A 26,328-nucleotide genomic window follows, 5' to 3' on the forward strand; every position below is an offset into this window, starting at 1 on the left:
GTGGGCCGGTGCGTCTCGTCGTTGCTCAGTGCACCGTTAATTATGTTGGCCGGCTGACCGCCCACCTGCCATCTGCCAAAAGGCTCTTGCTCATCAAGGCCGACGGCTCGGTGAGCGTGCATGCCGATGACCGCGCGTACAAGCCGCTGAACTGGATGAGTCCGCCATGCTGGCTCACCGAAACCGAGGGTGAAGGTGGCGATGACACCTCGGAATCGGGTGCACCGACCGTCTGGGTGGTGGAAAACAAGGCGGGCGAGCAGCTGCGGATCACGATCGAGAGCATCGAGCACGACTCCGCGCATGAGCTTGGCGTAGACCCGGGCCTCGTCAAGGACGGCGTCGAGGCGCATCTGCAGGAGTTGCTCGCCGAGCACGTCGCGCTGCTCGGCGACGGATACACCCTGGTGCGTCGTGAGTACATGACACCGATCGGTCCGGTGGACCTGCTGTGCCGCGACGCCGACGGTGCGACGGTGGCGGTGGAGATCAAGCGCCGCGGCGAGATCGACGGAGTCGAGCAGCTGACCCGCTACCTCGAACTACTGAATCGCGACACCACGCTGGCGCCGGTGGCCGGAGTCTTTGCGGCGCAGCAGATCAAGCCACAGGCTCGTACGCTTGCCGAAGACCGTGGGATCCGGTGCCTCACACTGGATTACGACGCTATGCGGGGAATGGACTCGGACGAGTTCCGATTGTTCTGACATGGTTCGTCACGGAAAGCGTCGTCAACCGCGCCGAGAGGTCCCGGCGGCGCTGTCGATCGGCGGTGACCAGGTGGAGCAGGGTGTCGATGGCTTCGACTATCACGTCCGTCGCATCGCGGCAGCGCGCGCCGTCAAGGTGTACCGCTGCCCTGGCTGCGATCACGAAATCGCGATCGGGGTCGCACACGTGGTGGTGTGGCCCGCCGAGGGCAATCCGGAAAGCGGGATGGAAGACCGCCGACACTGGCATACGCCGTGCTGGGGTAACCGCGCGAATCGCAGTCCGACGCGCAGATGGAGCTGACGGGAGCTAGTGCGACTCGGTCGGCTGAACGAGCTCGATGAGCACCCCGCCGGTGTCCTTGGGGTGCAGGAAGTTGATCCGCGAATTAGCGGTGCCGATGCGCGGCTCGTCATACAGAACCCGCACACCCGCGGCACGCAGCTGATCGGTCAGTGCATCGATATCGGTGACCCGGTAGGCCAGCTGCTGCAGGCCCGGTCCCTTGGTGTCCAGAAACTTGCCGATGGGGGAGGACGCGTGCAGCGGTGACATCAGCTGAATCTGAGCGCTGCCGGGCTCGGCCCCGGGAAAGGACAGCATGGCCTCACGCACACCCTGGCCTTCGTTGATCTCCTCGTGCACCAGGATCATGCCCAGGTGCTCGTGGTACCACTCGATTGCCACGTCGAGGTCGGGCACGGCGATACCGACGTGGTCGATGGCGGTCACCAGCCCGGTCGATAGGATCGCGGGTACATCAAGAGGAGACGAAGTCGTCATAACGCAACGGTAACCCGTTCCAGAAAACGGCGTCCAATCAAGAAAGTTACGGAAGGACTCCCATGGCCGCGACAAATAGGTCCGTAATAGTTGCTGGAGCACGTACGCCGGTTGGCCGGTTCCAGGGATCCCTGAAGGACTTTTCCGGTGCCCAGCTCGGTGGCATCGCCATCGCGGGCGCCCTGGCGAAGGCGGGCGTGGCCCCGAGCGCAGTGGATTACGTGATCATGGGGCAGGTGCTCACCGCCGGTGCGGGGCAGATGCCTGCACGTCAGGCGGCGGTTGCCGGTGGGATCGGCATGGACGTCCCGGCGCTCACCATCAACAAGGTGTGCCTTTCCGGTGTGGATGCCATCGCCCTTGCTGACCAGCTGATTCGGGCCGGCGAGTTCGAGGTGGTGGTCGCCGGTGGGCAGGAATCCATGACCAACGCACCCCACCTGCTGCCCAAGAGCCGCGCGGGGTTCAAGTATGGGGACGTGACGCTTATCGATCACATGGCGTTCGACGGCCTGCATGACGCGTTCACCGATCAGGCCATGGGCTTGCTGACCGAGCAGCGCAACGCCTCCGACAAATTCACCCGTGAGGAGCAGGACGAATTCGCGGCTCGTTCGCATCAGAATGCGGCCCGCGGATGGAAGGACGGCGCCTTCGCCGACGAGGTGGTCCCGGTGCGGATTCCGCAGCGCAAGGGCGATCCGATCGAGTTCGCCGAGGATGAGGGCATCCGGGCCGACACCACGGCTGCCTCGCTGGCCGGGCTGCGTCCGGCGTTCAGCAAGGACGGGACCATCACTGCCGGGTCGTCGTCGCCGATCTCCGACGGTGCCTGCGCCGTCGTCGTGATGAGCAAAGAGCGCGCGGAGCGCGAGGGGCTGGAATGGCTCGCCGAGATCGGCGCGCACGGTGTTGTCGCCGGCCCCGACTCCAGCCTGCAGCTGCAGCCCGCCAACGCTATTCGCAAGGCATGCGAGCGGGAAGGGATTTCGCCGGAGCAGCTTGACCTGGTGGAGATCAACGAGGCTTTCGCGCTGGTGGGCCTGGCCTCGATCAAGGACTTGGGCATTGATCCGGAAAAGGTCAATGTCAACGGTGGTGCGATCGCGATCGGTCACCCCATCGGAATGTCGGGTGCCCGGATCACGCTGCATCTGGCGCAAGAGCTCAAGCGCCGTGGCGGCGGCATCGGCGTGGCGGCCTTGTGTGGCGGCGGTGGTCAGGGTGATGCCCTGATCGTCCGGGTGTGATTTACGACGTGTTGTAGTAGATAGGCATTGCGCCGGGCACCGCATCGGGCAGACTGAGGGCATGACACAGCTTTTCGACCTGCGGAGCACTGCAAGCAGGTTCCGCACCGTTGCGTTGCTCGAGGCCGTGAGTTGGGCGGGGCTGCTCACCGGGATGTTCTTCAAGTACGTGCCGGATCCGGGCAACGAGATCGGCGTGAAGGTCTTTGGCTGGATCCACGGGATCATCTTCATCGCGTATTTGGTGGTCGCTTTCCTGGCGGGGCGCGAGTACCGCTGGAAGCCACTTACCTGGTTGCTCGCACTGTTAGCTGGCGTTGCCCCATTGTGCAGTGTGATCTTTGTCATATGGGCCGACAAGGCTGGCAAGTTGCCGATCGCCGGCACTGCGGCGGCCGGTGACCCGGCGCCGTAGTGCCGGCGCACGCGCCGTGACAGACTGGAGGGCGTGACCCGACCACGTCCCGCGGTGGCTGCGGCTGCGGCCATGTCCGGAGCCGTCGACCTTTCCGCCCTCAAGCAGCGTGCGCAGGAGCCTGCGTCCGGTGAGCCTTCGGCCGGCGGCGAATGGACCGTCGAAGTAACCGAAGCGAATCTCGAATCCGAGGTGCTGGCGCAGTCCAACCGGGTGCCGGTCATCGTGCTATTGGGGTCGCCGCGCAGCGAGGCCTCGGCGGCGCTTGCCGCCACGCTGGGTGACCTGGTGGCCGAGGATCGCGGCACGTGGGCACTCGCGCGGGTCAATGTCGACACCAATCCGCAGATTGCACAGGTCTTCGGGGTACAGGCGGTACCGACGGTGGTGGCCGTCGCGGCCGGGCGTCCCCTCACCAGCTTCACGGGACCGCAGCCGGCCGATCAGCTGCGCCGCTGGCTCGATTCGATACTGGATGCGGTGGCAGGCAAGCTGCCCGATGCTCCTGTCTCGGATGATGAGGACACCGAGGAGGCTGTCGACCCGGCGCTTGCCGCGGCGCGCGACGCCCTGGATTCCGGAGACTTCGAGGCCGCTCGCACCGCCTACCAGGGCCTGCTCGACGGCGGTGCTACCGGTGCTGTGGCCGCCGAGGCGACGGCGTCGGTGCGTCAGATCGCCTTCCTGATCCGTGCGACCGGCCAGCCTCAGGACGCGGTGCTCACCGCCAATGCCGCACCCGGTGATATCGACGCCGGTTTGGCGGCTGCTGACGTGGAAGTGCTTTCCCAGCAGCCGGATTCGGCATTCGACAGGTTGGTCGCCCTGGTGCGCGGTACCAGCGACGACGACCGGGCCAAGGTACGCGCGCGCCTGCTGGAGTTGTTCGAGCTGTTCGATCCCGCCGATCCCGCCGTGATCGCTGGACGCCGCAAGCTCGCCAACGCCCTGTTCTGACCTTTTCGCCCGTGCCGGTTAGGAGCTAGGGGAAGCGCTTGGCGCAGGTCTGGTCGTTGCCCAGTACGCCGATCCGGTAGGCGTCGATGCGGGAGAAGCCCGCCGGCGCCGTTTCACCGTTCACATCGCTGGAAGCTCTACCGCTGGACAGCAATTCGGAGACCGCCTCATCGAGGTCGCCGCCGGACAGGATGACCGGTGCGCGCGGGGTCACGATGCCCTTGCCCGCCGCACGTGACGTGAAGTACCCCGTTAGGCAGGCAGTGCGCAGCCCGGTCATGATGCCCTCGGTCTCCAGCCCGGCGGCCTTCTGCGCCGCCAGCGCGTAGCGCGAGACGATCACGCTGAACGCCGAGTAGTCGCCATTCACCTGCGCGGAGAACAGGGCACGGTCCGTCGCAGGTTTGGCCATCTTCTGTAGCGCCTGGGGATCCAGCGCGATGGTGTTGTCCTTGGGGCAGTACGACGCCGGTGCTGTGCCCGAACCGTCGGAACATTTCCCGTCCCCGTAGACGGCCTTGGGCGGATTGTCCATGGGAAACACCTGCGAGGCCGCGGCCAGCACCGCGCCGATGGTGTCCGGGTTGATGGGCCAGTTGTCGCCGTTGGGGCCCACGCCCAGACCGCGGGGCAGCTCGCCGCGGCGCTTGATGATCTCCTGGGAGTCGATGCGCTTGCACGCCATGGGGCCGTCGGTGAAACCGAACTGGAAGGCCGACACGCGCTCAAATGCCGAGCCGTGGATGGCCCATTTCTTGCTGGTGTCGTTGTCGCGGATCGCGATCATCGCGGCCATCACCTTGTTGAGCCCATCGGCGGTGTTGAGGGTAAAGCGGGGTGAATCGCCCTGGGTGACCCAGCGCAGATAGGACCCGGCGAAACAGTCCGCCTGTTGTTCCTGATTGAGGTCCATCAGGTACTCGACCTGGTCCCTGCTCATTTTCGGATCGTCGATCGGGTTGATGAGTTGGGCGTGGAACTGGATCGAGTGTCCGTACTCGTGCGCCATCACGGTGTTCATCGCCATATCGCCCATCTGCTTGCGCAGGAACGGGAACAGCTGTCCGCGATCCCATGCGAACGAGTTGTCCAACGGGCAGAACGCGGCGTTGATGAAGTCGGTCAGGTTGCCCCTGCAGAATTCGAGGTCGTCGTTGTTCTTGCGCGAGTCGACCGAGATGAGCCGGGACACGGGCCGGAAATTCGCGAACGAATCTCCATAGAACTGCGTCCAGAAGTCCTCGATATCGGCCAGGGACACCTTGACGTAATCGTCGATCTCACCGTTGTCGGTGTTCTCGATCTTGCGCTTGGGCACCTGGACTCCGGGCTTCATGCCCGATGGGCCGTCGACCGCCGGCATGCCCGCGACCCGCAGGGGATCGGCGTAGATCGACTGAGCTTGCCCACCGAGCGGGCGCCCACACGACGTGATGACCAGCACCAATCCCACCAACAGTGCTACCCAGCGTTTGGACATCAAGCCACCCCTTTGAAATACGCGAGCGTGCGTTTAGCGCATCCTAATGTTTTCTAGAGACGGTCCGAGACGGGTTCTAGCCAGATGGCAGCGGCCGGCGGCAGTGCCAGCGTGGCAGAGGCGGGGCGACCGTGCCACGGGTTCGCCGAGGCGATGACCTCCCCGAGATTTCCCACGCCGCCGCCGCGATACTGCAGCGCGTCGGTATTGATGACCTCGCGCCAGCGGCCGGTGAGCGGCAACCCCACGCGGTAGCTGCTGTGCTCGACGCCGGCGAAATTGAAGATGCATGCCAGCACCGAGCCGTCGTCGCCGAAACGTAGAAAGCTCAGCACGTTGTTGGCCGAGTCATTGGCGTCGATCCATGAATACCCTTGCGGCGCGGTGTCCTGTGACCACAGTGCGCGGCGCTCTCGGTACACCGTGTTCAGGTCGGCCGTCAGCGCCGCGATTCCCGCCGAGTATCCGTCTTCGCTCAACTGGAACCAGTCGACACCGCGCTCGTCGGACCATTCGGCGCGTTGCCCGAACTCCTGGCCCATGAACAACAGCTGCTTTCCCGGGTGTGCCCACATGTACGCCAGTAGGCAGCGAAGTCCGGCAGCCTTGGCATGGCCGTCGCCCGGTATCCGGGTCCATAGTGTGCCCTTGCCGTGCACCACCTCGTCATGACTGATGGGCAACACGAAATTCTCGCTGAACGCGTACAGCATCGAGAAGGTCATCTCGTGGTGGTGAAAGCTACGGTGGATGGGATCGCGGCCCAGGTACCCCAGGGTGTCGTGCATCCAGCCCATATTCCATTTCATGGAAAAGCCAAGGCCGCCAAGGCTAGTTGCGCGAGTAACGCCGGGCCAAGAGGTGGACTCCTCGGCCACGGTGACGATCCCGGGATGCAGCTTGTGCACCGTGGCGTTCATCTCCTGCAGGAACTGGACGGCCTCGAGGTTCTCGCGGCCCCCGTGGATGTTCGGAGTCCAGCCGCCCTGGGGCCGTGAGTAGTCGAGATAGAGCATCGATGCGACGGCGTCGACACGCAGCCCGTCGATGTGGAACTGGTCGAGCCAGAACAGTGCATTGGCGACAAGGAAATTGCGTACCTCGGGGCGTCCGAAATCGAAAACATATGTTCCCCAGTCCAGTTGCTCGGCCCGGTGCGGATCGGCGTGTTCATACAGCGGTGTGCCGTCGAAGCGGGCCAATGCCCAGGCGTCCTTGGGGAAGTGCGCGGGCACCCAATCGACGAGTACCCCGATGCCCGCGCGGTGCAGGGCATCGACCAGATACCGGAAGTCATCGGGTGTGCCGAGCCGTGAGGTGGGAGCGTAGTACGAGGTCACCTGATACCCCCAGGACCCGCCGAAGGGGTGTTCGGCCACCGGTAGCAGCTCAACGTGAGTGAAACCTTGTGCCAGTACGTATTCGGTGAGCTCGCGGGCCAGATCTCGATAGTTCAGTCCGGGGCGCCACGATGCCAGATGCACTTCGTAGGTGCTCATCGGCTCGAATACCGGATTGCGCGAAGCGCGCTGGGACATCCATTCGCCGTCTTCCCAGGAATACGACGTGGTGCTTACCCGCGACGCGGTGGCCGGCGGCAACTCGGTGGCGAACGCGAAGGGGTCGGCACGGTCGGTCACCGATCCGTCGGCGCCGTGCACGCGGAACTTGTACAGCGCGCCGAGCGTCATGCCCGGCCAGAACAGCTCCCAGACTCCCGAGGAGCCGAGTGTGCGCATCGGTGCGTCATTTCCGTTCCACCCATTGAAATCACCGATCACCGAGACGCCACGCGCATTGGGCGCCCAGACCGCGAAGGAGACGCCGCTGACCTCGCCGTCGGCGGTGACGAAGGACCGCGGATGCGCACCGAGGATCTCCCAGAGTCGTTCGTGGCGGCCCTCGTTGAACAGGTGCAGGTCCACCTCGCCCAGAGTGGGCAGAAACCGGTAGGCGTCGGCGATGACGAGCGATGTGCCGCCGTATTCGACATCGAGGCGATAGTCCAAGAGATTCAGGAAGGGCAGCGCCACGGCGAACAGCCCCGAACCAAGGTGCGTCATGTGATGAATCGCGTCACCGACCACCGCCGCGACGGCACTGGCGCCCGGTTTGAACGCGCGAATGACGGTATATCCCTTGCTCTTCGAGCGCGGATACTCGTGCGCGCCCAGGATTGAATGAGGGTTGTGGTGGGTGCCTGCCAGCAGCCGCGCGATGTCCGCGGCATCCGGTTGCAAAGGGGCGGTCGATGGGCTCACGGGCGGTACACCAGCTGCGTTCGTACGGGTTCGCGAACCTGCGGCAGGTTGAGGATGTGCGCTACGGCCTTGGGCGGATCGAGCCGCACGTAGTTGGCTTGGCCCCAGCGGTATTGCTCACCGGTGAGCTCATCACGTACCCAAAAGGTCTCGTGCCAGTCGAGGCCGAGCGCGGGCAGGTCAACCCAGAGGGTGCCGTCCTCGGGGCCGAACGGGTTGAGGTTCACGACGACCAGAACCGCGTCACCGGTGACCGGATCGAACTTGGAGTACGCGAGCAGCGCGTCATTCTCGACATGGTGGAAGGTGATGTTGCGCAGCTGGTGCAGAGCGGGGTGCAATCGCCGGATCTCGTTGAGCCGGGTGATGAACGGCTCCAATGACTCGCCACGCGCCGCGGCCCCCTTGTAGTCACGAGGCCGCAGCTGATACTTCTCCGAGTCGAGGTATTCCTCGCTGCCGTCACGCAGGGGAACATGTTCGTAGAGTTCGTATCCGGAGTACACGCCCCAGGTGGGGCTCAGGGTGCCGGCCAGGACCGCGCGGATGGCGAACATGCCCGGACCGCCGTGCTGCAAGCTGGCGTGCAGGATGTCCGGGGTGTTTACGAAGAGATTCGGGCGCGCCTGGTCGGCCTGTGCGGCGATTTCCCGTCCGAAGTCGGCGATCTCGGATTTTCCGGTGCGCCAGGTGAAGTAGGTATACGACTGGGTGAAGCCAAGCCGCGCCAGCCCGTAGAGCCGGGCCGGGCGTGTGAAGGCCTCCGAGAGGAAGAGGACGTCGGGGTCGGCGGCTTTGACCTCGCCGATCAGCCACTGCCAGAAGTCGGGTGGCTTGGTATGAGGGTTGTCCACCCGGAATATCTTGACGCCGTGGGAAATCCAGTGCTGAACCACCCGCAGTACCTCGGTGTAGAGGCCCGCCGGATCTGTGTCGAAGTTCAGCGGGTAGATGTCCTGGTACTTCTTCGGAGGGTTCTCCGCGTAGGCGATGGTCCCGTCGGGAAGCTCGGTGAACCACTCGGGATGCGCGCGCACCCACGGGTGATCGGGTGCGCACTGCAATGCGAGGTCCAGCGCAACCTCCAGACCCAGCTTCTGTGCGGTGGCGATGAACCGATCGAAGTCCTTGAGGGTGCCGAGCTCGGGATGGATGGCGTCGTGACCACCGGCGACGCTGCCGATCGCCCACGGTGAGCCCACCTCGCCGGGTTCGGAGATCGGATTATTGTTGCGGCCCTTGCGGTTTACCTCGCCGATTGGATGAATCGGCGGCAGGTACACCACGTCGAATCCCATGGCAGCGACGCGGGCCAGATCTGCGGCGGCGGTCGCCAGGGTGCCGTGCATCGGGCGTCCGTCCGGTCCGACGCCACCGGTGGAACGCGGGAACAGCTCGTACCACGCGCCGTACAGTGCGCGGGTGCGGTCCACCCAGATGCCGTACTGGGTGCCCCGGGTGAGCAAATCGCGCAGCGGGAATTCGTCGAGCAGCCCGAGCGCCTCCACGGACAGCGCGTGCTGAAAACGTACGCCCGGATCGTTGTCGGTGCGCAGTGCGTCCGCGGAATCCAGCAGTGGCTGGCGCCGCTTGCGTGGCACGCCGGTGGCGGCCCGCTCGAACAATCGCGCACCGATCTCCAGATCGTTGGCCAATTCGGCGGCACCCTGGCCGGCTTCCAACTTGGCGGCGACGTTGTGGCGCCAGGTAGCGACCGGATCACCCCACCCGTCGACCCGGAAGGTCCACAGTCCCTCGCGGTCCGGCACGAAGTTCGCGTGAAACCGGTCGAGCGCCCCGCCCGGCTGCATCGGGATATGCACCGGCTTGATGCGTGCCGCGTTCTTGTCCCTGTCGCGAGGGGCCGATATGCGGCGCAGCGGTCCCTCGGCGAGCTGGGGGTAGCTGGGTCCGAGGCATCGCACCACCAGGGTTGCGGCGACGGCGTCATGGCCTTCCCGCCAGACGGTCGCCGCCACCGGCACAACCTCGCCGACGACGGCCTTGGCCGGATAGCGTCCACCCGCGATCACGGGGGCGACATCGTCGATGCCTATGCGTCCGGTCACCACGTCCACCGTAGTAGACGGGCCCCTGCCGCGCGGGATAGCAGCGGCTACCGAACCCTCGGCGACACGCCCGCCCGTGGCGGAAACGTGCGATACGGAACCGCCACCACGCGGCGTGTCGGCGGGGAATTGCCGCAGGGCATGCGCTCACCCGAAATCTCAGTAAGGTTCTGAAGGGTGAAAGCCCTACGTCGATTCACGGTTCGAGCCCATCTTCCGGAGCGGTTGGCGGCGCTGGGTGAGTTGTCCAACAACCTGCGCTGGTCCTGGCACCAGCCCACCCGGGATCTCTTCGCCGATATAGATCACCAGCTCTGGGAGCAGACCAACCACGACCCCGTCGCGGTGATGGGGTCGGTACCGGCGCAGCGGCTCGATGAGCTGGCCGCCGATGACGGCTTTGTCGACAGGGTGGCGGCCCTCGCAGGAGATCTACACGACTATCTCAGTAGGCCGATGTGGTACCAGCGCCAGCAGGAGCGCAACGACGAGGAGGGCGATGAGGGCGGAGCATTACCCGCGGCGATCGCATATTTCTCGATGGAGTTCGGCGTCTCCGAGGTGTTACCGAACTACTCCGGTGGTTTGGGCATCCTCGCCGGCGATCACCTCAAGGCCGCGTCCGATCTGGGTCTGCCGCTCGTCGCGGTGGGGCTGCACTACCGGTCCGGCTACTTCCGGCAGTCGCTGACCGCCGATGGCTGGCAGACCGAGCAGTACCCGCTCATCGACCCCGCCGGCCTGCCCTTGCGGTTGCTGGCGCATGAGGATGGCACCCCCATCCTGATCACGGTCCCGATGCCGCAGGACCGGGTGCTCTCGGCCCGCATCTGGATTGCCCAGGTGGGCCGGATTCCCTTGCTGCTCTTGGATTCCGACATCGCCGAGAACGACCGGGAGCTGCGTTACGTCACCGACCGGCTGTACGGCGGTGATCAGGATCACCGCATCAAACAGGAGATCCTGGCCGGTATCGGTGGCGTGCGTGCCATCCGCGCATATGTCGCGTCGAGTGCTTCTGGGCCGGATGCGCCGTCACCCGAGGTGTTTCACACCAACGAAGGGCATGCGGGATTCCTGGGGCTGGAGCGCATCCGGGAATACATCGGACAGCAGGGGCTGGATGTCGAAACGGCCTTGACCGTGGTGCGATCCAGTACCGTATTCACCACGCACACACCGGTTCCGGCGGGCATCGACCGATTCCCCGTGGACCTGGTGCGCCGGTACTTCGGGGAATCCGGAGATTCCACCTTGCTGCCCGGCGTGCCGGTGGATCGCATCATCGCGCTGGGCGCGGAGGATGATCCCTCCACCTTCAACATGGCCCACATGGGACTGCGACTGGCCCAGCGTGCCAACGGCGTATCACTGCTGCACGGCCAGGTGAGCCGGTCGATGTTCAACGGCCTCTGGCCGTCCTTCGATGCCGCGGAGGTTCCCATCGGCTCGATCACCAATGGTGTCCACGCGCCCACGTGGGCGGCGCCACAATGGCTGGAGCTCGGCCAACAACTGGTCGGTGCCGAGGCGTTCAACGACGCCAGCGGATGGGAGCGGATCCACGAAGTCGATCCCGGGCACATCTGGTGGATCCGGTCGCAGCTGCGCGAGCAGCTGATTCAGGATGTGCGTCGGCGGATACGGGCATCGTGGCTGCAACGCGGTGCCGCCGAGGCCGAATTGGGTTGGGTGGATAGCGCCTTCGACCCGGGAGTGCTGACCATCGGCTTCGCGCGCCGGGTGCCCACGTACAAGCGGCTCACGCTGATGCTGCGCAATCCGGACCGGCTGCGTGAGCTGCTTCTCGATGAGCAGCATCCGGTGCAGCTCATCGTGGCCGGCAAGTCGCATCCCGCCGATGACGGCGGCAAGGGACTCATCCAACAGATCGTGAGATTCGCCGATCAAGCCGATGTGCGGCATCGCATCACTTTCCTGCCGGACTACGACATGTCGATGGCCCGGTATCTGTACTTCGGCTGCGATGTGTGGCTGAACAATCCGTTGCGTCCGCTGGAGGCGTGCGGAACTTCCGGGATGAAGAGCGCACTCAACGGCGGACTCAACCTGTCCATTCGCGATGGCTGGTGGGACGAGTGGTACGACGGCGAGAACGGCTGGGAAATACCGACCGCCGAGGGTGTAACCGACGACCACCGCCGTGACGATCTGGAGGCCGCCGCACTGTACGAGCTGCTCGAACAGAAGGTGGCGCCCAAGTTCTACGAACGCGATGAGCACGGTACGCCACAGCGGTGGGTCGAGATGGTTCGCCACACGCTGGAGAAGCTGGGACCGAAGGTGCTGGCATCCAGGATGGTTCGCGATTACACCGTCGGTTACTACGCTCCTGCGGCCAAGTCGCTGCGCGCCACGGTCGGGGCTGACGGCTCGTTTGCCCCGGCTAAGGAACTGGCGCGTTATCGCGAACGGGTGCAACAGGTCTGGCCGTCCCTGGTCATCACCGAGGTTGACAGTTCGGGCTTGCCGGACACCCCATTGCTGGGATCGCCGCTGACGCTCACCGCCTCGGTGCAGCTCGCCGGGCTGGCGCCCGCGGAGGTCGCGGTGCAAGCCGTCATCGGGCGCGTCGACCTTGACGACAAGCTCTCCGATTCGGAGATCGTGCCGATGGTGCACACCGGAAGCCGCGGCGACGGCGTGGAGACTTTCTCCACCACCACAACGTTGCCGGTCTCGGGGTCCGTGGGCTACACGGTCCGGGTACTGCCGCATCACCCGCTGTTGGCAAGCGACAGCGAGCTGGGCCTGGCCGTGTTGGCCGCCAGCGACCTGGAGCACTAGCGGCGCGATCATCACCCGTAGCGGGTGAGGCAGCGGTCGGTGGTTCCGGCCACGCCGTCGCGGAAGGCATCGATCCGGGAGAAGCCGGCCGGAATGGTGACCCCGTTGACATCGCTGGCGACCATGCCGTTGGTCAGCAGGCCCGATACCGCTTCGTCCAGGTCTCCGGCGCTGAGCACCACTGGGTTCGGTTCCTGGGTGGGTGTCGTGGGCTTGGCCAGCGCGGCCGACGCGACGCCTGTCAGGCAGGCGGCGCGTAACGCGCTCTGCCCGTTGTCCAGTGGTAGACCGTGCTGGTTCTCGACCGCCAGCGCGTAGCGCGAGATGACCACCGAAAAAGCGGTGAAGTCGCCGGTTATCTGCCCCTGGTCGTGCGTGGGCTGCGCCAGATCGGTCAGTCGTCGCAGATCAAGGGCAACGGTGTTGGAGATCGGGCAGTAGATCGCAGGCGGGGATGCCACCCGGCGGCCCGGCTCATCGCAGGCGGCTCCCGACACGGTGAGGCGTGGTGCGGTGGTCCCGTTGGTCGGGTAAACCGACTTGAGCACCGTCATCAGGGTGCGCAAGGTATCGACGGAGATCGGTATCTGCGTCGATACGCCGGATGGCGGGCTCACGGGCAGTCCGCCGCGCCGCTTGGTGATTTCGGCCATGTCGATCCGGGTGCATTCGGCCGCACCGTCGATGAATCCGTGTTGAAACGCCGAGACCCGTTCGAATGCGGATCCGTGTGAGTCGACGATGTCGCCGATCTCGATCGGGTCGTCGCGAAAGGCGATGAGCGCCGCGATGACCTTATTGAGGCCATCGCCGGTGCTGAGTGTGAATCGCGGCGAGTTGTTCTGCGCCACCCAGCGCAAATAGGTGCCTGCGAGGCAATCGGCCATCTGCTCACCGACCAGCGTCTGTGTCCGCGAATCGACCATCTCCGATTGGTGTGCGACGGCGTGCCCGTACTCATGGGCCAGCGTCATCGGCACCGCCATGGTCCCGAACATCCGCACGAGTTTGGGCAGTAGCGCGCCTCGGTCCCAGCCGAGAGCGTTCTGGTTGATGCAGTAGCCGGCGTTGTCGAATCCGGTTGTGGGATTACCGCAGAATTCGCCGGTGTTCGGGCCGGTGCTGTCCCATGACATCAACGACTGGACAGGGTGAAACGTGGCCCAGAATGTCTTCGGGTAAGCCTCTTGCCAGAAGTCCTCGATGTCCGCGATCGCATTGACCGCGAGCCGGTCCATCTGGCCGCTGTCGGTGCCGCGCACCGCCCTGTCGGCCGATGTGGGGTGTGGCCGCAGCCCGGAAGGGCCGTCGACGACCGGGAGCCCGGCGATTTGGTAGGCATTCCCGAGCTGCGAAACCGGGGTGCCGTCAACGGTATTGGCACACCCGGCCAGACCCAGGACACAGCAGGCCAGGATTGTCGTCGACGTGTGAAACCACCTGAGCGGGATCGACATGGCCGTCTCTCTGTAGTGGTTATCCCCGTGTAGGGGAACCTCCTCCAGCATAGGTCGCGTCGTGCTGGTTCCTCAGGCGTTGCAGGGCCGCGGTGACCACCGCCAAATCGTGAGTCGACCAGAACGGAGGCAGCGATGCCCGCAGAAACCCGCCGTAACCCGCCGTTGACATCCGTGAATCGAGCACCGCGACAACGCCTCTGTCGTGCGCGCTGCGCAGTAGGCGTCCGGTTCCTTGCGCCAGCAGCAGCGCTGCCTGGGTGCCCGCTACCGCCATGAACCCATTACCCCCGCGCGAGCTGATCGCTCGTTGCCGTGCCGCGCGCAGCGGATCGTCGGGGCGGGGGAACGGGATTCGGTCGATGAGGACCAGCGACAGCGAGGGCCCGGGTACGTCGACTCCCTGCCACAGCGAGAGGGTCCCGAACAGTGAGGTCTGCGGGTCTGCGCTGAATTGCTCGACGAGAATCGACGTCGCGTCATCGCCCTGACACAGCACCGGGGTCTCCAGCCTGCTGCGCATCACCTCCGACGCTTCCTTTGCGGCGCGCATCGAGGAGAACAGTCCCAGGGTGCGGCCTCCTGCCGCCCGCACGAGGGTTTCGATCTCGTCGAGTGTCGCCGCGCCGACACCGTCACGTCCGGGGGCAGGAAGGTGGCGTGCCAGGTAGAGGATGGCGGACTTCTCGTGCTGGAAGGGGGACCCGACATCGATGCCGTGCCAAGTGGCCTTGATCTCGGTGGGGGAGTCCGCGGCAGGCTCTCGGGCGGGCAGCCCCCACGAGGCGGCCATCGCATCGAATCTCCCGCCGAGGGCGAGCGTGGCCGAGGTGAGAACCACGGTGCGCTGTCCGAAGAGCCGGGTGCGCAGCAGCCCGGCGACCGAGAGCGGGGCAATCCGCAACACGGGGCGTATGGAACCCCGGTTGTCCTCATGATCCAGCCACACCACATTGGGCCGTGCGGTGATGTCCGGTTCGGCCCAACAGGCCAATGCCAGCGAAGCCGCGTCGACGATATCGTCGAGAGCGGCAACCGCTTCCGTGCGTGCGGAGGCCGTTGCCGGGTCGGTGGACTGGCCGGTGGGGATCTCGGTACGCGCCGCGGCGGCAGCATCGCGTAACGCGGTCAGGTAGGTCACGGTTTCCTCGTCCGCGCGGTCGATCGTGCCCGGCCTGCTGTCGTGGATCAGTGAGGAGAACGTCGCCGAACTCGCTTCGAAGCGGCTCGCCGTCTCGGGCGACACCAGGCGGCCGATGCGCCGGATGGTGACCGTGAGGCCGACCGCCGAGAGTTCTTGGGTGGCAACGCTTGTCACTCTGTCGACAAGGTCGTGAGCTTCATCGACGATCACCGCGTCGTGCTCGGGCAGGATGTTGATGTCGGCTATCGCGTCAATGGCGAGCAGGGCGTGATTGGTGACCACCACGTCGGACTGTCCGGCCTCGAGCCGGGCCAGCTCGGCGAAGCATTCTGTGCCGAATGGGCACCGGGTGGCTCCCAGGCATTCGCGTGCCGACACGCTGACCTGTGACCAGGAACGGTCGGGCACGCCGGGTTTGAGTTCATCTCTATCCCCGGTCTTGGTGCTCTCCGCCCAATCGTTGAGCCGCTGTACATCGCGGCCGAGCGCGCTCGCGGCGAAGGGTTCGAACAGGGTATCGGGCGCCTCCTGGTCGGATGCGGCACCGTTGTGCAACTTGTTGAGACACAGGTAATTTCCCCTGCCCTTGAGGATCGCGAACCGGGGCTTGCGGGCCAGCGAAGGCGTCAGCGCCTCAGCGAGGCGGGGGAGATCGCGGTCCACGAGTTGGCGTTGCAGCGCAATGGTGGCCGTCGATACCACCACCGGGGAGGATTGCTCGATGGCGTGCGCAAGTGCGGGCACCAGGTATGCCAAGGATTTACCGGTGCCGGTACCGGCCTGGACCACCAGATGCTCACCGCTGTGCAGGGAGTGCTCGACGGCGGTGGCCATGGTGAGCTGTCCGGCACGTTCAGTGCCGCCGAGGGCCGCGACGGCGGTGGCTAGCAGGCCTGTGGATGAGCCGCTCGCGGAAAGACCATGTGATGTTGTGGATGTGTCGCTCAATTTCTCCTTCAGCGGATCACCTCGACGCCGGCGCGCTGGAGCTCGTCCAGGGCGCGATTCACCGATTCCTCAGAGATGCCAACGGAATAGGCGGTAAGCACGCGAGTATGCAGTCCCTCGTGCGCCGCGTCGCGGGCGGTCGCGGCAACGCAGTAGTCGGTGGCGATGCCCACCACGTCGACGTCATTCAGTTCCCGGCTGTGCAGCCAGGCTGCCAGTGCGGTGCCGTCGGTGGCGACGCCCTCGAATCCCGAGTATGCCGCGCTGTACGCACCTTTGGAAAACACCTCGTCGACGGGGCCCATATCCAGATAGGGATGAAAGTCCGCGCCGGGTGTGCCGGCCCGGCAATGTGGTGGCCAGCTCGTCTGGAAGTCCGGATTCTCCGAAAAGTGGCCGCCGGGGTCGACGTGAAAGTCCCGGGTCGCCACCACCGCGTCATAGGCGCCCGAGCGGGTGAGGTGGTTCAGTGTCCGGGCCAGGGCGGCGCCGCCGGGCACGGACAGCGAGCCTCCCTCGCAGAAGTCGTTCTGCACGTCGACGACGATAAGCGCCCTGCCCATGGATCGACGGTACCCCGGCCGGCGCTCAGTTGAAGATTGCCGACACCTGACGGCCCATGCGCGATATGTAGTCGATCAGTTCGTCGCGGCTGATAGCCAGATCGCCCCGTAGATAATCGATGATGGCGCCCGAGGCAGCGCCCACGAGCGACACCGACAGGAACCGGCGGCGTCCGGGGTCATCGATATCGATGAGTGCCTTCTCGGCCAGTGAGGCGAAGGCGAGGGAGCCCGCGAACCCGGCGCTGCCCAGGGTGGGTTCGGTGAACGGGGCCACCATCAGGACCCGTCCGTAGACGGGGTTATCGACGGTTGCCCCGATGAAGGTCTCGACCGCGCGGGTCTCCAAATCGTCGCCTTCGGCCGCGAATTCGGTGACGACGCGCATCACCGATTCGAGCACGTCCTGGTACACGGCACGCACGAAGTCGTCCCGGTCGCCGAACTCCTCGTAGAAATTGCGTTCGGACACACCGGAGGATCGGCACACGGTGCGGATCGTCAGTGCCGGGCCATCGATGGCGCCGAGGGCGGCGATACCCGCGTCGAGCAATGCCCGTCGACGCGTCGCTCGACGCTCCTCGGGAGTGGTTCCCGCCCATTGCCTTCTGGCTGCCATATGACCTCCGGCCCGAATTATCCCACCAGGCGGGTGGCAATCGCAGGGTCCCCGTGGGAAAGGCCCAGCCCTTCCCACGGCAGGCTCAGCAGCCCGGCGTGCACGCGGTTCCGGGCTTCGGTGAGCGAGTGGTATGCCACAGGCTTGCCCCCGCGCACCAGTGCGGTGGTCAGTATCCGGTGTGGCTCGGGCACTGTCGGTTGACCGGCGTCGGCGCGGTACACGACTTCCTCGGTGATGGTCCCCGTTGGTTTGGCGATGCGCAGGGCGCACTTATGGCCACCGTGAGATTCCTTGTGGCTGCTGCGTTTAGCCACGGGAATGCCATCGATTTCGACGAGCTTGTAGACCATACCCGCGGTCGGTATTCCCGAGCCGGTCACCACCGAGGTGCCCACTCCGTAGATGTCGACGGGCTCGGCGCGCAGCGCCGCGATGGAGTATTCGTCGAGGTCCCCGGACACCACGATGCGGGTTCGGTGCGCGCCTAACGCGTCCAGTTGCGCCCGGACCTGCCTCGCCAGCATGCCCAGATCTCCGGAATCGATGCGTACCGCGCCGAGCGCGGTGCCTGCGACGGCGATGGCGTTCTCCACTCCGGCGGTGATGTCGTAGGTATCGACCAGCAGGGTGGTGCCGACGCCTAGCGCCTCTACCTGTGCCCGGAACGCCTCGCGTTCGGCCTCGCCGGGGCTCATGCCGTCCTTGGCGTGCAGCAGCGTGAAGGCGTGCGCAGCGGTCCCCCGGGCAGGCACACCGTAGCGGCGTTGTGCCTCCAGATTGGATGTCGATTCGAAGCCCGCGAGATAAGCCGCACGGGCGCAGGCCACCGCCGCGAGTTCGTGAGTGCGGCGCGATCCCATCTCTATGAGCGGTCGGTCTCCGGCCGCCGACACCATGCGGGCGGCGGCGGAGGCGACGGCGCTGTCGTGATTCAGGATCGACAGGATCAGGGTCTCCAGGATGACGCATTCGGCGAAGGAGCCACGCAGGGTGAGTACGGGGGACCCGGGGAAGTAGAGCTCGCCCTCGGGGTAGCCGTCGATATCGCCGCCGAATCTGTAGGCGGCCAGGTATTCGAGAGAATCTTCGTCCAGAAAAGTAGACACCGATTCTAATTCAGCAGGTCCGAAGCGAAATTCGGCGAGTGCCTCCAGCAACCGGCCCGTACCGGCCACCACCCCGTATCGGCGGCCGTCGGGGAGCCTTCTGGCGAATACCTCGAAGGTGGCGCGACGCCCCGCGGTGCCGTCGCGGAGTGCCGCGGCAAGCATGGTGAGCTCGTATTTGTCGGTGAGCAATGACGTGCAAGGGTGCGTCATGTGCGCCACGTTAGCGGGAGATCAGGCGGTGTGAGCGGGTGCTCGACGGCGTCGCGTGGTCGCGGGAAACTCCGAACTTCGTGCTGACAGACTCGGCAGTCCCGGTATTCTGGGGCCATGGGTGCGCCGGCGCGAGCCTTGCCAGGGACTACAGCGGAGAGGTCTGTCGAACATGTCGACGAGACTCAGTCGCCGTGGGTCACCATTGTCTGGGACGATCCGGTGAACCTGATGAACTATGTCGCCTACGTGTTCCAGCAGCTATTCGGCTACAGCGAGACCGAGGCCACCAACCTGATGTTGCAGGTCCATCATGAGGGCAAGGCCGTGGTGTCCTGCGGTGCTCGCGAGTCGATGGAGATCGACGTCAGCAAGTTGCACGCCGCGGGCCTGTGGGCCACCCTGCAGCAGGATCGATGAGTCACTGATCCGTGCGAAAGTGGAAGCGCGTCAACGCCTCCGATGGAATTCGGTTGCGTTCGGAGATGGAGCCGCACGAGGCGGCTCTGGTGCAATCCATGGTGACATCCATGCTTGCGATGCTGGACGAGCGCGAATCGTCGGCACCCAGTGATGAACTGGCCCAGCTGACGGGTATCCGCACCGGAAACACCGAGGCCCCCACCGATGTCACCCTGGGGCGGCTGCTACCGGACTTTCACCGGCCGGACCAGGACGGCACCAGCAGCATCGAAGCGGTCAGCGGACTCAACAGCGCCCTACGCAGCCTGTACGAGCCGGAGATCATCGACGCCAAACGCGAGGCCGGGCAACGGTTGTTGCGGACGCTTCCCGCGGACGGCGGGCGATTCGAACTGTCCGAAACGGACGCGCAGGCATGGTTGACCGCGCTCAATGATGTGCGGTTGGCGCTGGGCGCCATGCTGGGGATCGATAGCGAAGGGCCTCAGGAGCTGGCCGTCGACGACCCCATGGCCGGACATATGGACATCTACCATTGGCTGACCGTGATGCAGGAGCTGCTGGTGCTCGCGTTGATGGGTAAATCGGCGGTATGAGCCTGTTCTCTGGGGCGATCACCGATGTTCCGGGAATACTCGTGGGTCATCACCAGCGGGTGGACGCCGATGCGAGCCTCGGAGCAGGCTGGGCCACCGGCACCACCGTGGTGTTGGCGCCGCCGGGGACCACGGGCGCTGTCGACGTGCGTGGTGGGGCGCCGGGCACGCGTGAGTCGGATCTGCTCGACCCCGCCAATACGGTCGCGACCGTCGACGCCGTCGTGCTCACCGGGGGCAGTGCCTACGGGCTGGCCGCTGCCGACGGGGTGATGCGTTGGCTCGAGGAGCGCGGTCGGGGAGTGCCGCTGTCCGGAGGCACCGTGCCCATCGTCCCGGCTGCGGTCATCTTCGATCTGCCGGTGGGCGCCTGGAAGAACCGGCCGGACACTGAATTCGGTTACCGAGCGGCAGAACTCGCCGACGATGCGCCCGAATGGGGTGCGGTGGGTGCCGGTGCTGGCGCCAGGGCCGGAACGCTCAAGGGTGGCGTCGGTTCGGCCAGCGTGAATGTGGGCGACGGAATTGTCGTCGGTGCCCTTGTTGTTGCGAATCCTGTTGGGCTGGTGATTAATCCGGCCACTGGGCGGCCCTGGACCGCCGATATCCTGCCTGAGCTGAGCGCGCCGCCGGCTGCCGAGATCGAGAAGTTGCGGGACCTGCCCGATAAGTCGGTGTCCTTGAACACGACGATCGGGGTGGTGGCAACGAACGCCGCCCTGAGCAAGGCTCAGTGCCGCCGTGTCGCGATCGCGGCCCATGACGGGCTGGCCCGGGCCATCAGACCCGCGCATACCCCGATGGACGGGGACACGTTATACGTGCTGGCGACGGGAACGGGCGAGGGCGATGCCGATCCGCTCACCGCCGCGGTGGGTATCGCCGCCGCCGACTGTGTCGAGCGAGCCGTGGTGCGCGCGGTGGTGGGCGCCGCGAGCGTGGCCGGAATACCCGCATATCGTGACGTGTTGCCAGGAGCGTTTTCGTAATGGCCCCAGTGGCCCCAGAAGGCAGGAAGGACCGTTAGTGCTTCGTATTCGTGCCGACCTGGTCGATGCCATGGTCAAGCATGCCCGCGCCGACCACCCGGACGAGGCATGCGGGGTACTGGCGGGCCCGGAAGGCTCCGATCGCGCCGAGCGGCATGTCGCCATGATCAACGCTGAGCGATCGCCGACTTTTTATCGCTTTGATTCCGGTGAGCAGCTCCGGGTTTGGCGTGAGATGGACGACGCCGACGAGGTGCCGGTGGTTATCTATCACTCCCACACCGCCACCGAAGCGTACCCCAGCCGCACCGATATCAGCTTGGCTGCCGAGCCCGATGCCCATTACGTCTTGGTGTCCACCCGCGATCCCGAGCGGCATGAACTGCGCAGCTATCGGATCATCGACGGAGTGGTCACCGAAGAGGACATCACCATCGTCGAGCAGTACTAGAGAAAAGGATTGTCCACAATGTCGATTCAAGTATCGATTCCCACCATCCTGCGGGTCCACACCGGCGGTGAGAAGCGCGTGACCGCAACGGGTTCCACCCTGCAGGCGGTGATCGCCGACTTGGAGTCCAACTATTCGGGGATTTCCGAGCGACTCGTTGATGACGGTAAGCTGCACCGCTTCGTCAACATCTACGTCAACGACGAGGACGTGCGGTTCTCGGGTGGGCTGGACACCGAGATCGCCGATGGCGATTCGGTCACCATCCTGCCCGCCGTGGCCGGTGGCTAGCAGCGCATGACGCGATACGACTCGCTGCTGCAGGCGCTTGGGAACACGCCACTGGTCGGATTGCAGAGGCTGTCCCCACGGTGGGATTCAGGTGGTGACGGTTCTCCGCACGTGCGGTTGTGGGCCAAGCTGGAAGACCGCAATCCGACCGGATCCATCAAGGACAGGCCCGCGTTGCGCATGATCGAGCAGGCCGAACAGGACGGATTGCTGGAGCGGGGAGCCACGATTCTGGAGCCCACCAGTGGGAATACCGGCATTTCGATGGCGATGGCCGCGCAGCTCAAGGGTTACAAGATGATCTGCGTGATGCCCGAGAACACCTCCATCGAACGGCGCCAGCTCCTCGAACTCTACGGGGCCCAAATCATTTTCTCCCCGGCCGAGGGCGGCTCCAACACCGCCGTCGCGACAGCGAAAGAACTTGCCGCGCAAAATCCTTCGTGGGTGATGCTGTACCAGTACGGCAATCCGGCCAACGCCGATGCGCACTATCGTGGCACCGGTCCGGAGATTCTGGCCGATCTGCCGGAGATCACCCACTTCGTCGCCGGATTGGGCACCACCGGAACCCTGATGGGCACCGGAAGATACCTGCGCGAGAACGTGCCAGGAGTCCAGATCGTCGCCGCCGAACCGCGATACGGCGAGGGTGTTTACGCACTGCGCAACATCGATGAGGGATTCGTACCCGAGCTGTACGACCCCGAGGTGCTCACCACGCGCTTCTCCGTCGGGTCCTTCGACGCGGTGCGCCGCACGCGCGAACTGGTCCAGGTGGAGGGCATCTTCGCGGGCATCTCAACCGGCGCGATTCTGCATGCGGCGCTCGGCATGGCCGCCAAGGCGGTCAAAGCCGGGGAGCGCGCGGACATCGCGTTCGTGGTGGCCGATGCGGGCTGGAAGTATCTGTCGACCGGTGCCTACGCCGGTACCGTGGACGACGCAGAGGATGCACTGGAAGGGCAGCTGTGGGCGTGACGGGATATGGCGGTGGACCTGACTATCCAGGTTCTCCTTCCTCCCGTCGTGAGCGGTCGGGCCGTCCGCAATGGGTCACCGGCGGGGTCTTGGTGGCCTCGTTCGTTGCTCTCCTCTATGTCGTCGAGGGCATCGACTCGGTCACCGGTCACCGCCTCGACGAGAACGGCATCCGGCCCCTGGAGACCGATGGTCTTGACGGCATTCTCTTCGCACCGCTGCTGCACGCCAACTGGGGGCATCTGGTGGCCAACACGGTGCCCGCCTTGGTGTTGGGCTTCTTGGCTGCTGCCGCCGGGGTGGGCCGCTTTCTGTTGGCCACTGCCATCATTTGGCTGCTCGGCGGGGTCGGGACCTGGCTGATCGGCAATATCGGATTGCCATACGAGACGAACCACATCGGGGCCTCGGGCCTCATCTTCGGCTGGCTCACCTACGTGATCGTCAGAGGGTTCTTCAATCGCAGTGTGGGGCAGATCCTCATCGGTGCCGTCGTCCTCGTCCTCTACGGCGGCGTGCTGTGGGGCGTGCTGCCCGGACAGTTCGGGGTGTCCTGGCAGGGACACCTCAGTGGCGCCGTGGCCGGCGTGCTGGCGGCCTACTGGCTATCCGGCAGGGAACGTAAGGTACAGGCCGCACGTGGGCCAGGGGTGCCGCCGAGGCTCACGCCATGAGCGACGCACCCATCGGAATTTTCGATTCCGGCGTCGGTGGCTTGACGGTGGCACGCGCCATCATCGATCAGCTGCCCGACGAGGACATCCTGTATGTCGGCGATACCGGCAATGGGCCGTACGGTCCGCTGACCATTCCGGAGATCCGCACGCACGCACTGACCATCGGGGACGATCTGGTAGGCCGTGGGGTGAAGGCCCTGGTGATCGCCTGCAATACGGCATCGGCGGCGTGCCTGCGCGATGCCCGCGAACGGTATGCGCCGGTGCCCGTCATCGAGGTGGTGCTGCCCGCCGTGCGACGAGCCGTACACACCACGCACAACAACAAGATCGGTGTCATCGGCACCGAGGCGACCATCGCCTCGGGTGCGTACCAGGACGCATTCGCCGCCGCGCGCGACACCGAAATCACGGCGGTGGCATGTCCGCGATTCGTCGATTTTGTCGAGCGCGGCATTACCAGTGGGCGGCAGGTACTTCAGCTCGCTGAGGGCTATCTGGAGCCACTGCAACGAGCCCAGGTGGACACCGTGGTGTTGGGTTGTACCCATTATCCGTTGTTGTCCGGGTTGATCCAGCTGGCCATGGGCGAGGACGTCACGCTCGTGTCCAGTGCGGAGGAAACCGCTAAGGACCTGCTGCGGGTGCTGTCGGAGAAAGATCTGCTGCGGCCGCACCCCGAGCGCCCCGGCACCGCGTCTCCGAACCGCGTCTTCGAGGCAACCGGCGATCCGGAAGCGTTCCGCGCGCTGGCCGCCCGATTCCTCGGCCCGGCTGTGACAGCAGTGCAAACTCGGGCTAGCAGTGTTCCCGGTTACACCGAAATTACCCGTTCCAGTTAGACACCCCTGCGCCCCTGTGCAGAGACGCTTGCCAGGCGTGGCAAGCTAGGGCTGTGCGAGTCACCGTGCTCGGCTGCTCGGGCAGTGTCACCGGACCGGATTCACCGGCGTCTGGTTACCTCCTGACGGCACCGGATGCGCCACCGTTGGTCATCGACTTCGGTGGCGGTGTCTTGGGCTCTCTGCAACGTTTTGCCGACCCGGGATCGGTCTCGGTCCTGCTGTCGCACCTGCATGCCGATCACTGCCTGGACCTGCCCGGCCTGTTCGTGTGGCGCCGGTATCACCCGAATCCACCCAAGGGCAAGGCCATCATGTATGGGCCCGCCGACACACTGGTCCGGGTAGGCGCTGCCTCCGCCGAGATCGGGGGTGAGGTTGACGATTTCACCGACATTTTCGACGTCTTCCCGTGGGCCGATGGCGAGCCCGTCCAGTTCGGGTCGTTGACCGTCACACCGACTCGGGTGGCGCATCCGCCCGAGTCATACGGTCTGCGCATCGAGGATTCGTCGGGCACCGTTCTGGCCTACAGCGGCGATACCGGCATCTGCGACGCCGTGGTCGATCTGGCACGCGGTGCCGATGTGTTCCTGTGTGAGGCGTCATGGACGCACATGCCGGGGCACCGCCCGCCGGACCTGCACCTGTCGGGAACCGAGGCGGGACAGATCGCCACCCGGGCAGGCGTGAAGGAACTGTTGCTGACCCACATCCCGCCATGGACCTCGCGTGAGGATGTCATCGCAGAGGCCAAGTCGGCCTTCGACGGACCGGTACATGCCGTGGTCGCCGGGGAGAACATCGACCTGTAGCTCCGTCACTCACGCTCGGCACCGTCGCGGAGACGATAAGGTCGAAGGCGTGTCCAGACGAGAAGACGGCAGACAAGACGACGAATTGCGCCCCGTGACCATCACACGGGGATTCACTTCGCATCCAGCGGGTTCGGTACTGATCGAGTTCGGTCAAACGCGGGTGATGTGCACTGCCAGCGCCACCGAGGGGGTGCCACGCTGGCGCAAGGGTTCTGGACTTGGTTGGCTGACAGCCGAATACGCGATGCTGCCGGCTTCCACGCACACCCGTAGCGATCGGGAATCGGTCAAGGGGCGTGTCGGCGGCCGCACCCAGGAGATCAGCCGTCTGATCGGGCGCTCGCTGCGGGCCTGTATCGATTTGTCGGCGTTGGGGGAGAACACCATTGCCATCGACTGTGATGTGTTGCAGGCCGACGGTGGCACGCGCACGGCCGCGATCACCGGGGCCTATGTGGCCCTGGCCGATGCGGTGACCTACCTGGCCGCGCACGGCAAGCTGGCAGATGACGAACCGCTCTCGTGTGCGATTGCCGCCGTGAGCGTCGGCGTGGTGGATGGCCGGGTGCGCGTCGACCTTCCATATGAAGAGGATTCGCGTGCCGAGGTGGATATGAACGTGGTCGCCACCGATACCGGCACCCTGGTGGAGGTGCAAGGCACCGGTGAGGGCGCGACCTTTGCGCGGTCAACCCTGGACAAGCTGCTCGATGCCGCGGTGGGCGCCGCCGACCAGCTGTTCGTGCTGCAGAAAGAAGCGCTCGCGTTGCCGTACCCCGGGGTACTGCCCGACGCGCCGCAGAAGAAGGCATTCGGTTCGTAGTAGGCCGGGTTCCATGAAAATACTTGTTGCAAGCCGTAATCCGAAGAAGCTCGCGGAGCTGTCGCGAGTGCTCGAGTCGTCGGGCGTCTCCGGCGTCGAGCTGGTGTCCTTGACCGATGTGCCCGAATACGAGGAAGTGCCCGAAACGGGGGCGAGTTTCGAGGACAACGCACTGATCAAGGCGCGGGAGGGCGTCAAGCACACCGGATTAGCATGTGTGGCCGACGATTCCGGACTCGCCGTGGATGCGCTGAACTGGATGCCGGGGGTGCTGTCGGCTCGTTGGAGTGGACGACACGGCGATGACGCCGCCAACACCGCGCTACTGCTCGCACAGCTGTCCGATATCCCCGACGAGCGTCGTGGCGCGGCCTTCGTGTCCGCGTGCGCGCTGGTGACGCCCGAGGGCGAAGAGGTCGTCGTCGAGGGACGCTGGAAAGGGTCTATCGCGCGGATACCTGCGGGGCAGAACGGCTTTGGCTACGACCCGATCTTCGTGCCGCGCGGTGGCCTGCGAACCGCTGCCGAGTTGACGCCGGAAGAGAAGGACGCGGTGTCGCATCGAGGGCGGGCGCTGGCGGCACTGCTGCCGATGCTGCGCAACCTGGTGAATCTGGGCCGCACCGCGCCCTAGTTCATCGGTACCCCCG

The 26,328-nt window shown here is 65.4% G+C and carries 26 protein-coding genes; 17 read left to right on the top strand and 9 right to left on the bottom strand.

The window, feature by feature from the left end:
- The first annotated feature begins 8 nt into the window (after positions 1-8).
- Positions 9-707, top strand: a complete 699-nt coding sequence (gene nucS, locus MAB_RS07535) for an endonuclease NucS (RefSeq protein WP_005059861.1) — start codon at positions 9-11, stop codon at positions 705-707.
- Position 708: 1 nt separating this feature from the next.
- A complete protein-coding gene (locus MAB_RS07540; RefSeq protein WP_005084651.1) occupies positions 709-1,014 on the top strand; it encodes a hypothetical protein in 306 nt (101 codons plus the stop codon).
- A 6-nt stretch (positions 1,015-1,020) separates the two neighbouring features.
- On the opposite strand, the gene mce is transcribed toward MAB_RS07540, so the two are convergent.
- Positions 1,021-1,494 carry a methylmalonyl-CoA epimerase gene (mce, locus tag MAB_RS07545; protein WP_005059866.1) on the bottom strand — a complete coding sequence of 158 codons (474 nt, stop codon included), beginning with the start codon at positions 1,492-1,494 and terminating at the stop codon, positions 1,021-1,023.
- 62 nt (positions 1,495-1,556) lie between these two features.
- Here mce and MAB_RS07550 point away from each other — a divergent pair, with 62 nt between their 5' ends.
- The 3 genes from MAB_RS07550 to MAB_RS07560 all read left to right on the top strand — a co-directional run bounded on the left by MAB_RS07550 (position 1,557) and on the right by MAB_RS07560 (position 4,116).
- Positions 1,557-2,744 (top strand): acetyl-CoA C-acetyltransferase, encoded by a 1,188-nt coding sequence (locus tag MAB_RS07550; protein WP_005084654.1) that lies wholly within the window; start codon positions 1,557-1,559, stop codon positions 2,742-2,744.
- A 61-nt stretch (positions 2,745-2,805) separates the two neighbouring features.
- Positions 2,806-3,159 (top strand): DUF3817 domain-containing protein, encoded by a 354-nt coding sequence (locus MAB_RS07555; RefSeq protein WP_005084656.1) that lies wholly within the window; start codon positions 2,806-2,808, stop codon positions 3,157-3,159.
- Positions 3,160-3,231: 72 nt separating this feature from the next.
- Complete coding sequence (locus MAB_RS07560) at positions 3,232-4,116, top strand: co-chaperone YbbN (RefSeq protein WP_005084659.1); 885 nt, start codon at positions 3,232-3,234, stop codon at positions 4,114-4,116.
- Positions 4,117-4,141: 25 nt separating this feature from the next.
- Here MAB_RS07560 and MAB_RS07565 read toward each other — a convergent pair whose 3' ends face one another.
- Genes MAB_RS07565 through MAB_RS07575 form a run of 3 tightly spaced genes read right to left on the bottom strand, consistent with a single transcriptional unit; the run spans position 4,142 to position 9,926 of the window.
- Positions 4,142-5,596: a neutral zinc metallopeptidase gene (locus tag MAB_RS07565; protein WP_005093046.1), complete on the bottom strand. Its 1,455-nt coding sequence runs from the start codon at positions 5,594-5,596 to the stop codon at positions 4,142-4,144.
- 53 nt (positions 5,597-5,649) lie between these two features.
- Positions 5,650-7,857, bottom strand: coding sequence for a 1,4-alpha-glucan branching protein GlgB (gene glgB, locus MAB_RS07570; protein WP_012296433.1), 2,208 nt, complete (start codon positions 7,855-7,857; stop codon positions 5,650-5,652).
- A complete protein-coding gene (locus tag MAB_RS07575; protein WP_005110136.1) occupies positions 7,854-9,926 on the bottom strand; it encodes an alpha-1,4-glucan--maltose-1-phosphate maltosyltransferase in 2,073 nt (690 codons plus the stop codon). The genes glgB and MAB_RS07575 overlap by 4 nt, the downstream gene beginning before the upstream one ends.
- A 177-nt stretch (positions 9,927-10,103) precedes the next feature.
- On the opposite strand from MAB_RS07575, the gene glgP reads away from it, so the two are divergent.
- On the top strand, positions 10,104-12,734 hold the full coding sequence (gene glgP / locus MAB_RS07580) for an alpha-glucan family phosphorylase (RefSeq protein WP_005084670.1): 2,631 nt from the start codon (positions 10,104-10,106) through the stop codon (positions 12,732-12,734).
- A gap of 11 nt (positions 12,735-12,745) precedes the next feature.
- Here the strand turns inward: glgP and MAB_RS07585 are convergent, their stop codons facing one another.
- The 5 genes from MAB_RS07585 to MAB_RS07605 are packed head-to-tail and all read right to left on the bottom strand — an operon-like array spanning position 12,746 to position 18,787.
- Complete coding sequence (locus MAB_RS07585) at positions 12,746-14,191, bottom strand: neutral zinc metallopeptidase (protein ID WP_005110137.1); 1,446 nt, start codon at positions 14,189-14,191, stop codon at positions 12,746-12,748.
- Positions 14,192-14,210: 19 nt separating this feature from the next.
- Positions 14,211-16,283, bottom strand: coding sequence for an ATP-dependent DNA helicase (locus MAB_RS07590; protein WP_005089963.1), 2,073 nt, complete (start codon positions 16,281-16,283; stop codon positions 14,211-14,213).
- A gap of 8 nt (positions 16,284-16,291) precedes the next feature.
- Entirely contained in the window at positions 16,292-16,846 is a 555-nt protein-coding gene (locus MAB_RS07595) for an isochorismatase family protein (protein WP_005084677.1), read from the bottom strand.
- 25 nt (positions 16,847-16,871) lie between these two features.
- The gene (locus MAB_RS07600; RefSeq protein ID WP_005110138.1) at positions 16,872-17,465 is read right to left on the bottom strand and encodes a TetR/AcrR family transcriptional regulator; all 594 of its coding nucleotides are present in this window, start codon (positions 17,463-17,465) and stop codon (positions 16,872-16,874) included.
- Between the two features lie 17 nt (positions 17,466-17,482).
- The gene (locus MAB_RS07605; RefSeq protein ID WP_005093052.1) at positions 17,483-18,787 is read right to left on the bottom strand and encodes a nicotinate phosphoribosyltransferase; all 1,305 of its coding nucleotides are present in this window, start codon (positions 18,785-18,787) and stop codon (positions 17,483-17,485) included.
- Between the two features lie 117 nt (positions 18,788-18,904).
- On the opposite strand from MAB_RS07605, the gene clpS reads away from it, so the two are divergent.
- Genes clpS through rdgB form a run of 11 tightly spaced genes read left to right on the top strand, consistent with a single transcriptional unit; the run spans position 18,905 to position 26,312 of the window.
- On the top strand, positions 18,905-19,207 hold the full coding sequence (gene clpS, locus MAB_RS07610; RefSeq protein WP_005059905.1) for an ATP-dependent Clp protease adapter ClpS: 303 nt from the start codon (positions 18,905-18,907) through the stop codon (positions 19,205-19,207).
- 11 nt (positions 19,208-19,218) lie between these two features.
- A complete protein-coding gene (gene aosR / locus MAB_RS07615) occupies positions 19,219-19,806 on the top strand; it encodes an oxidative stress transcriptional regulator AosR (protein WP_005059906.1) in 588 nt (195 codons plus the stop codon).
- Positions 19,803-20,795 carry a P1 family peptidase gene (locus MAB_RS07620; RefSeq protein WP_005084683.1) on the top strand — a complete coding sequence of 331 codons (993 nt, stop codon included), beginning with the start codon at positions 19,803-19,805 and terminating at the stop codon, positions 20,793-20,795. The genes aosR and MAB_RS07620 overlap by 4 nt, the downstream gene beginning before the upstream one ends.
- Positions 20,796-20,832: 37 nt before the next feature.
- Positions 20,833-21,246, top strand: coding sequence for a M67 family metallopeptidase (locus tag MAB_RS07625; protein ID WP_005084685.1), 414 nt, complete (start codon positions 20,833-20,835; stop codon positions 21,244-21,246).
- Positions 21,247-21,264: 18 nt separating this feature from the next.
- Complete coding sequence (locus tag MAB_RS07630) at positions 21,265-21,537, top strand: MoaD/ThiS family protein (protein WP_005059911.1); 273 nt, start codon at positions 21,265-21,267, stop codon at positions 21,535-21,537.
- 6 nt (positions 21,538-21,543) lie between these two features.
- The gene (locus MAB_RS07635) at positions 21,544-22,518 is read left to right on the top strand and encodes a cysteine synthase (RefSeq protein ID WP_005084687.1); all 975 of its coding nucleotides are present in this window, start codon (positions 21,544-21,546) and stop codon (positions 22,516-22,518) included.
- Positions 22,509-23,192 (top strand): rhomboid family intramembrane serine protease, encoded by a 684-nt coding sequence (locus tag MAB_RS07640; protein WP_005084689.1) that lies wholly within the window; start codon positions 22,509-22,511, stop codon positions 23,190-23,192. The genes MAB_RS07635 and MAB_RS07640 overlap by 10 nt, the downstream gene beginning before the upstream one ends.
- Positions 23,189-24,037, top strand: a complete 849-nt coding sequence (gene murI / locus MAB_RS07645) for a glutamate racemase (RefSeq protein ID WP_005084691.1) — start codon at positions 23,189-23,191, stop codon at positions 24,035-24,037. Before MAB_RS07640 ends, murI begins: the two co-directional genes overlap by 4 nt.
- A gap of 53 nt (positions 24,038-24,090) precedes the next feature.
- The gene (locus tag MAB_RS07650) at positions 24,091-24,852 is read left to right on the top strand and encodes a cyclic nucleotide-degrading phosphodiesterase (protein ID WP_005059917.1); all 762 of its coding nucleotides are present in this window, start codon (positions 24,091-24,093) and stop codon (positions 24,850-24,852) included.
- Positions 24,853-24,901: 49 nt separating this feature from the next.
- Positions 24,902-25,678 carry a ribonuclease PH gene (gene rph, locus MAB_RS07655; RefSeq protein WP_005059918.1) on the top strand — a complete coding sequence of 259 codons (777 nt, stop codon included), beginning with the start codon at positions 24,902-24,904 and terminating at the stop codon, positions 25,676-25,678.
- Positions 25,679-25,691: 13 nt separating this feature from the next.
- A complete protein-coding gene (rdgB, locus tag MAB_RS07660) occupies positions 25,692-26,312 on the top strand; it encodes an RdgB/HAM1 family non-canonical purine NTP pyrophosphatase (RefSeq protein ID WP_005066929.1) in 621 nt (206 codons plus the stop codon).
- The last annotated feature ends 16 nt before the right edge of the window (positions 26,313-26,328 follow it).

Source organism: Mycobacteroides abscessus ATCC 19977 (assembly GCF_000069185.1).
Taxonomy (GTDB): Bacteria; Actinomycetota; Actinomycetes; order Mycobacteriales; family Mycobacteriaceae; genus Mycobacterium; species Mycobacterium abscessus.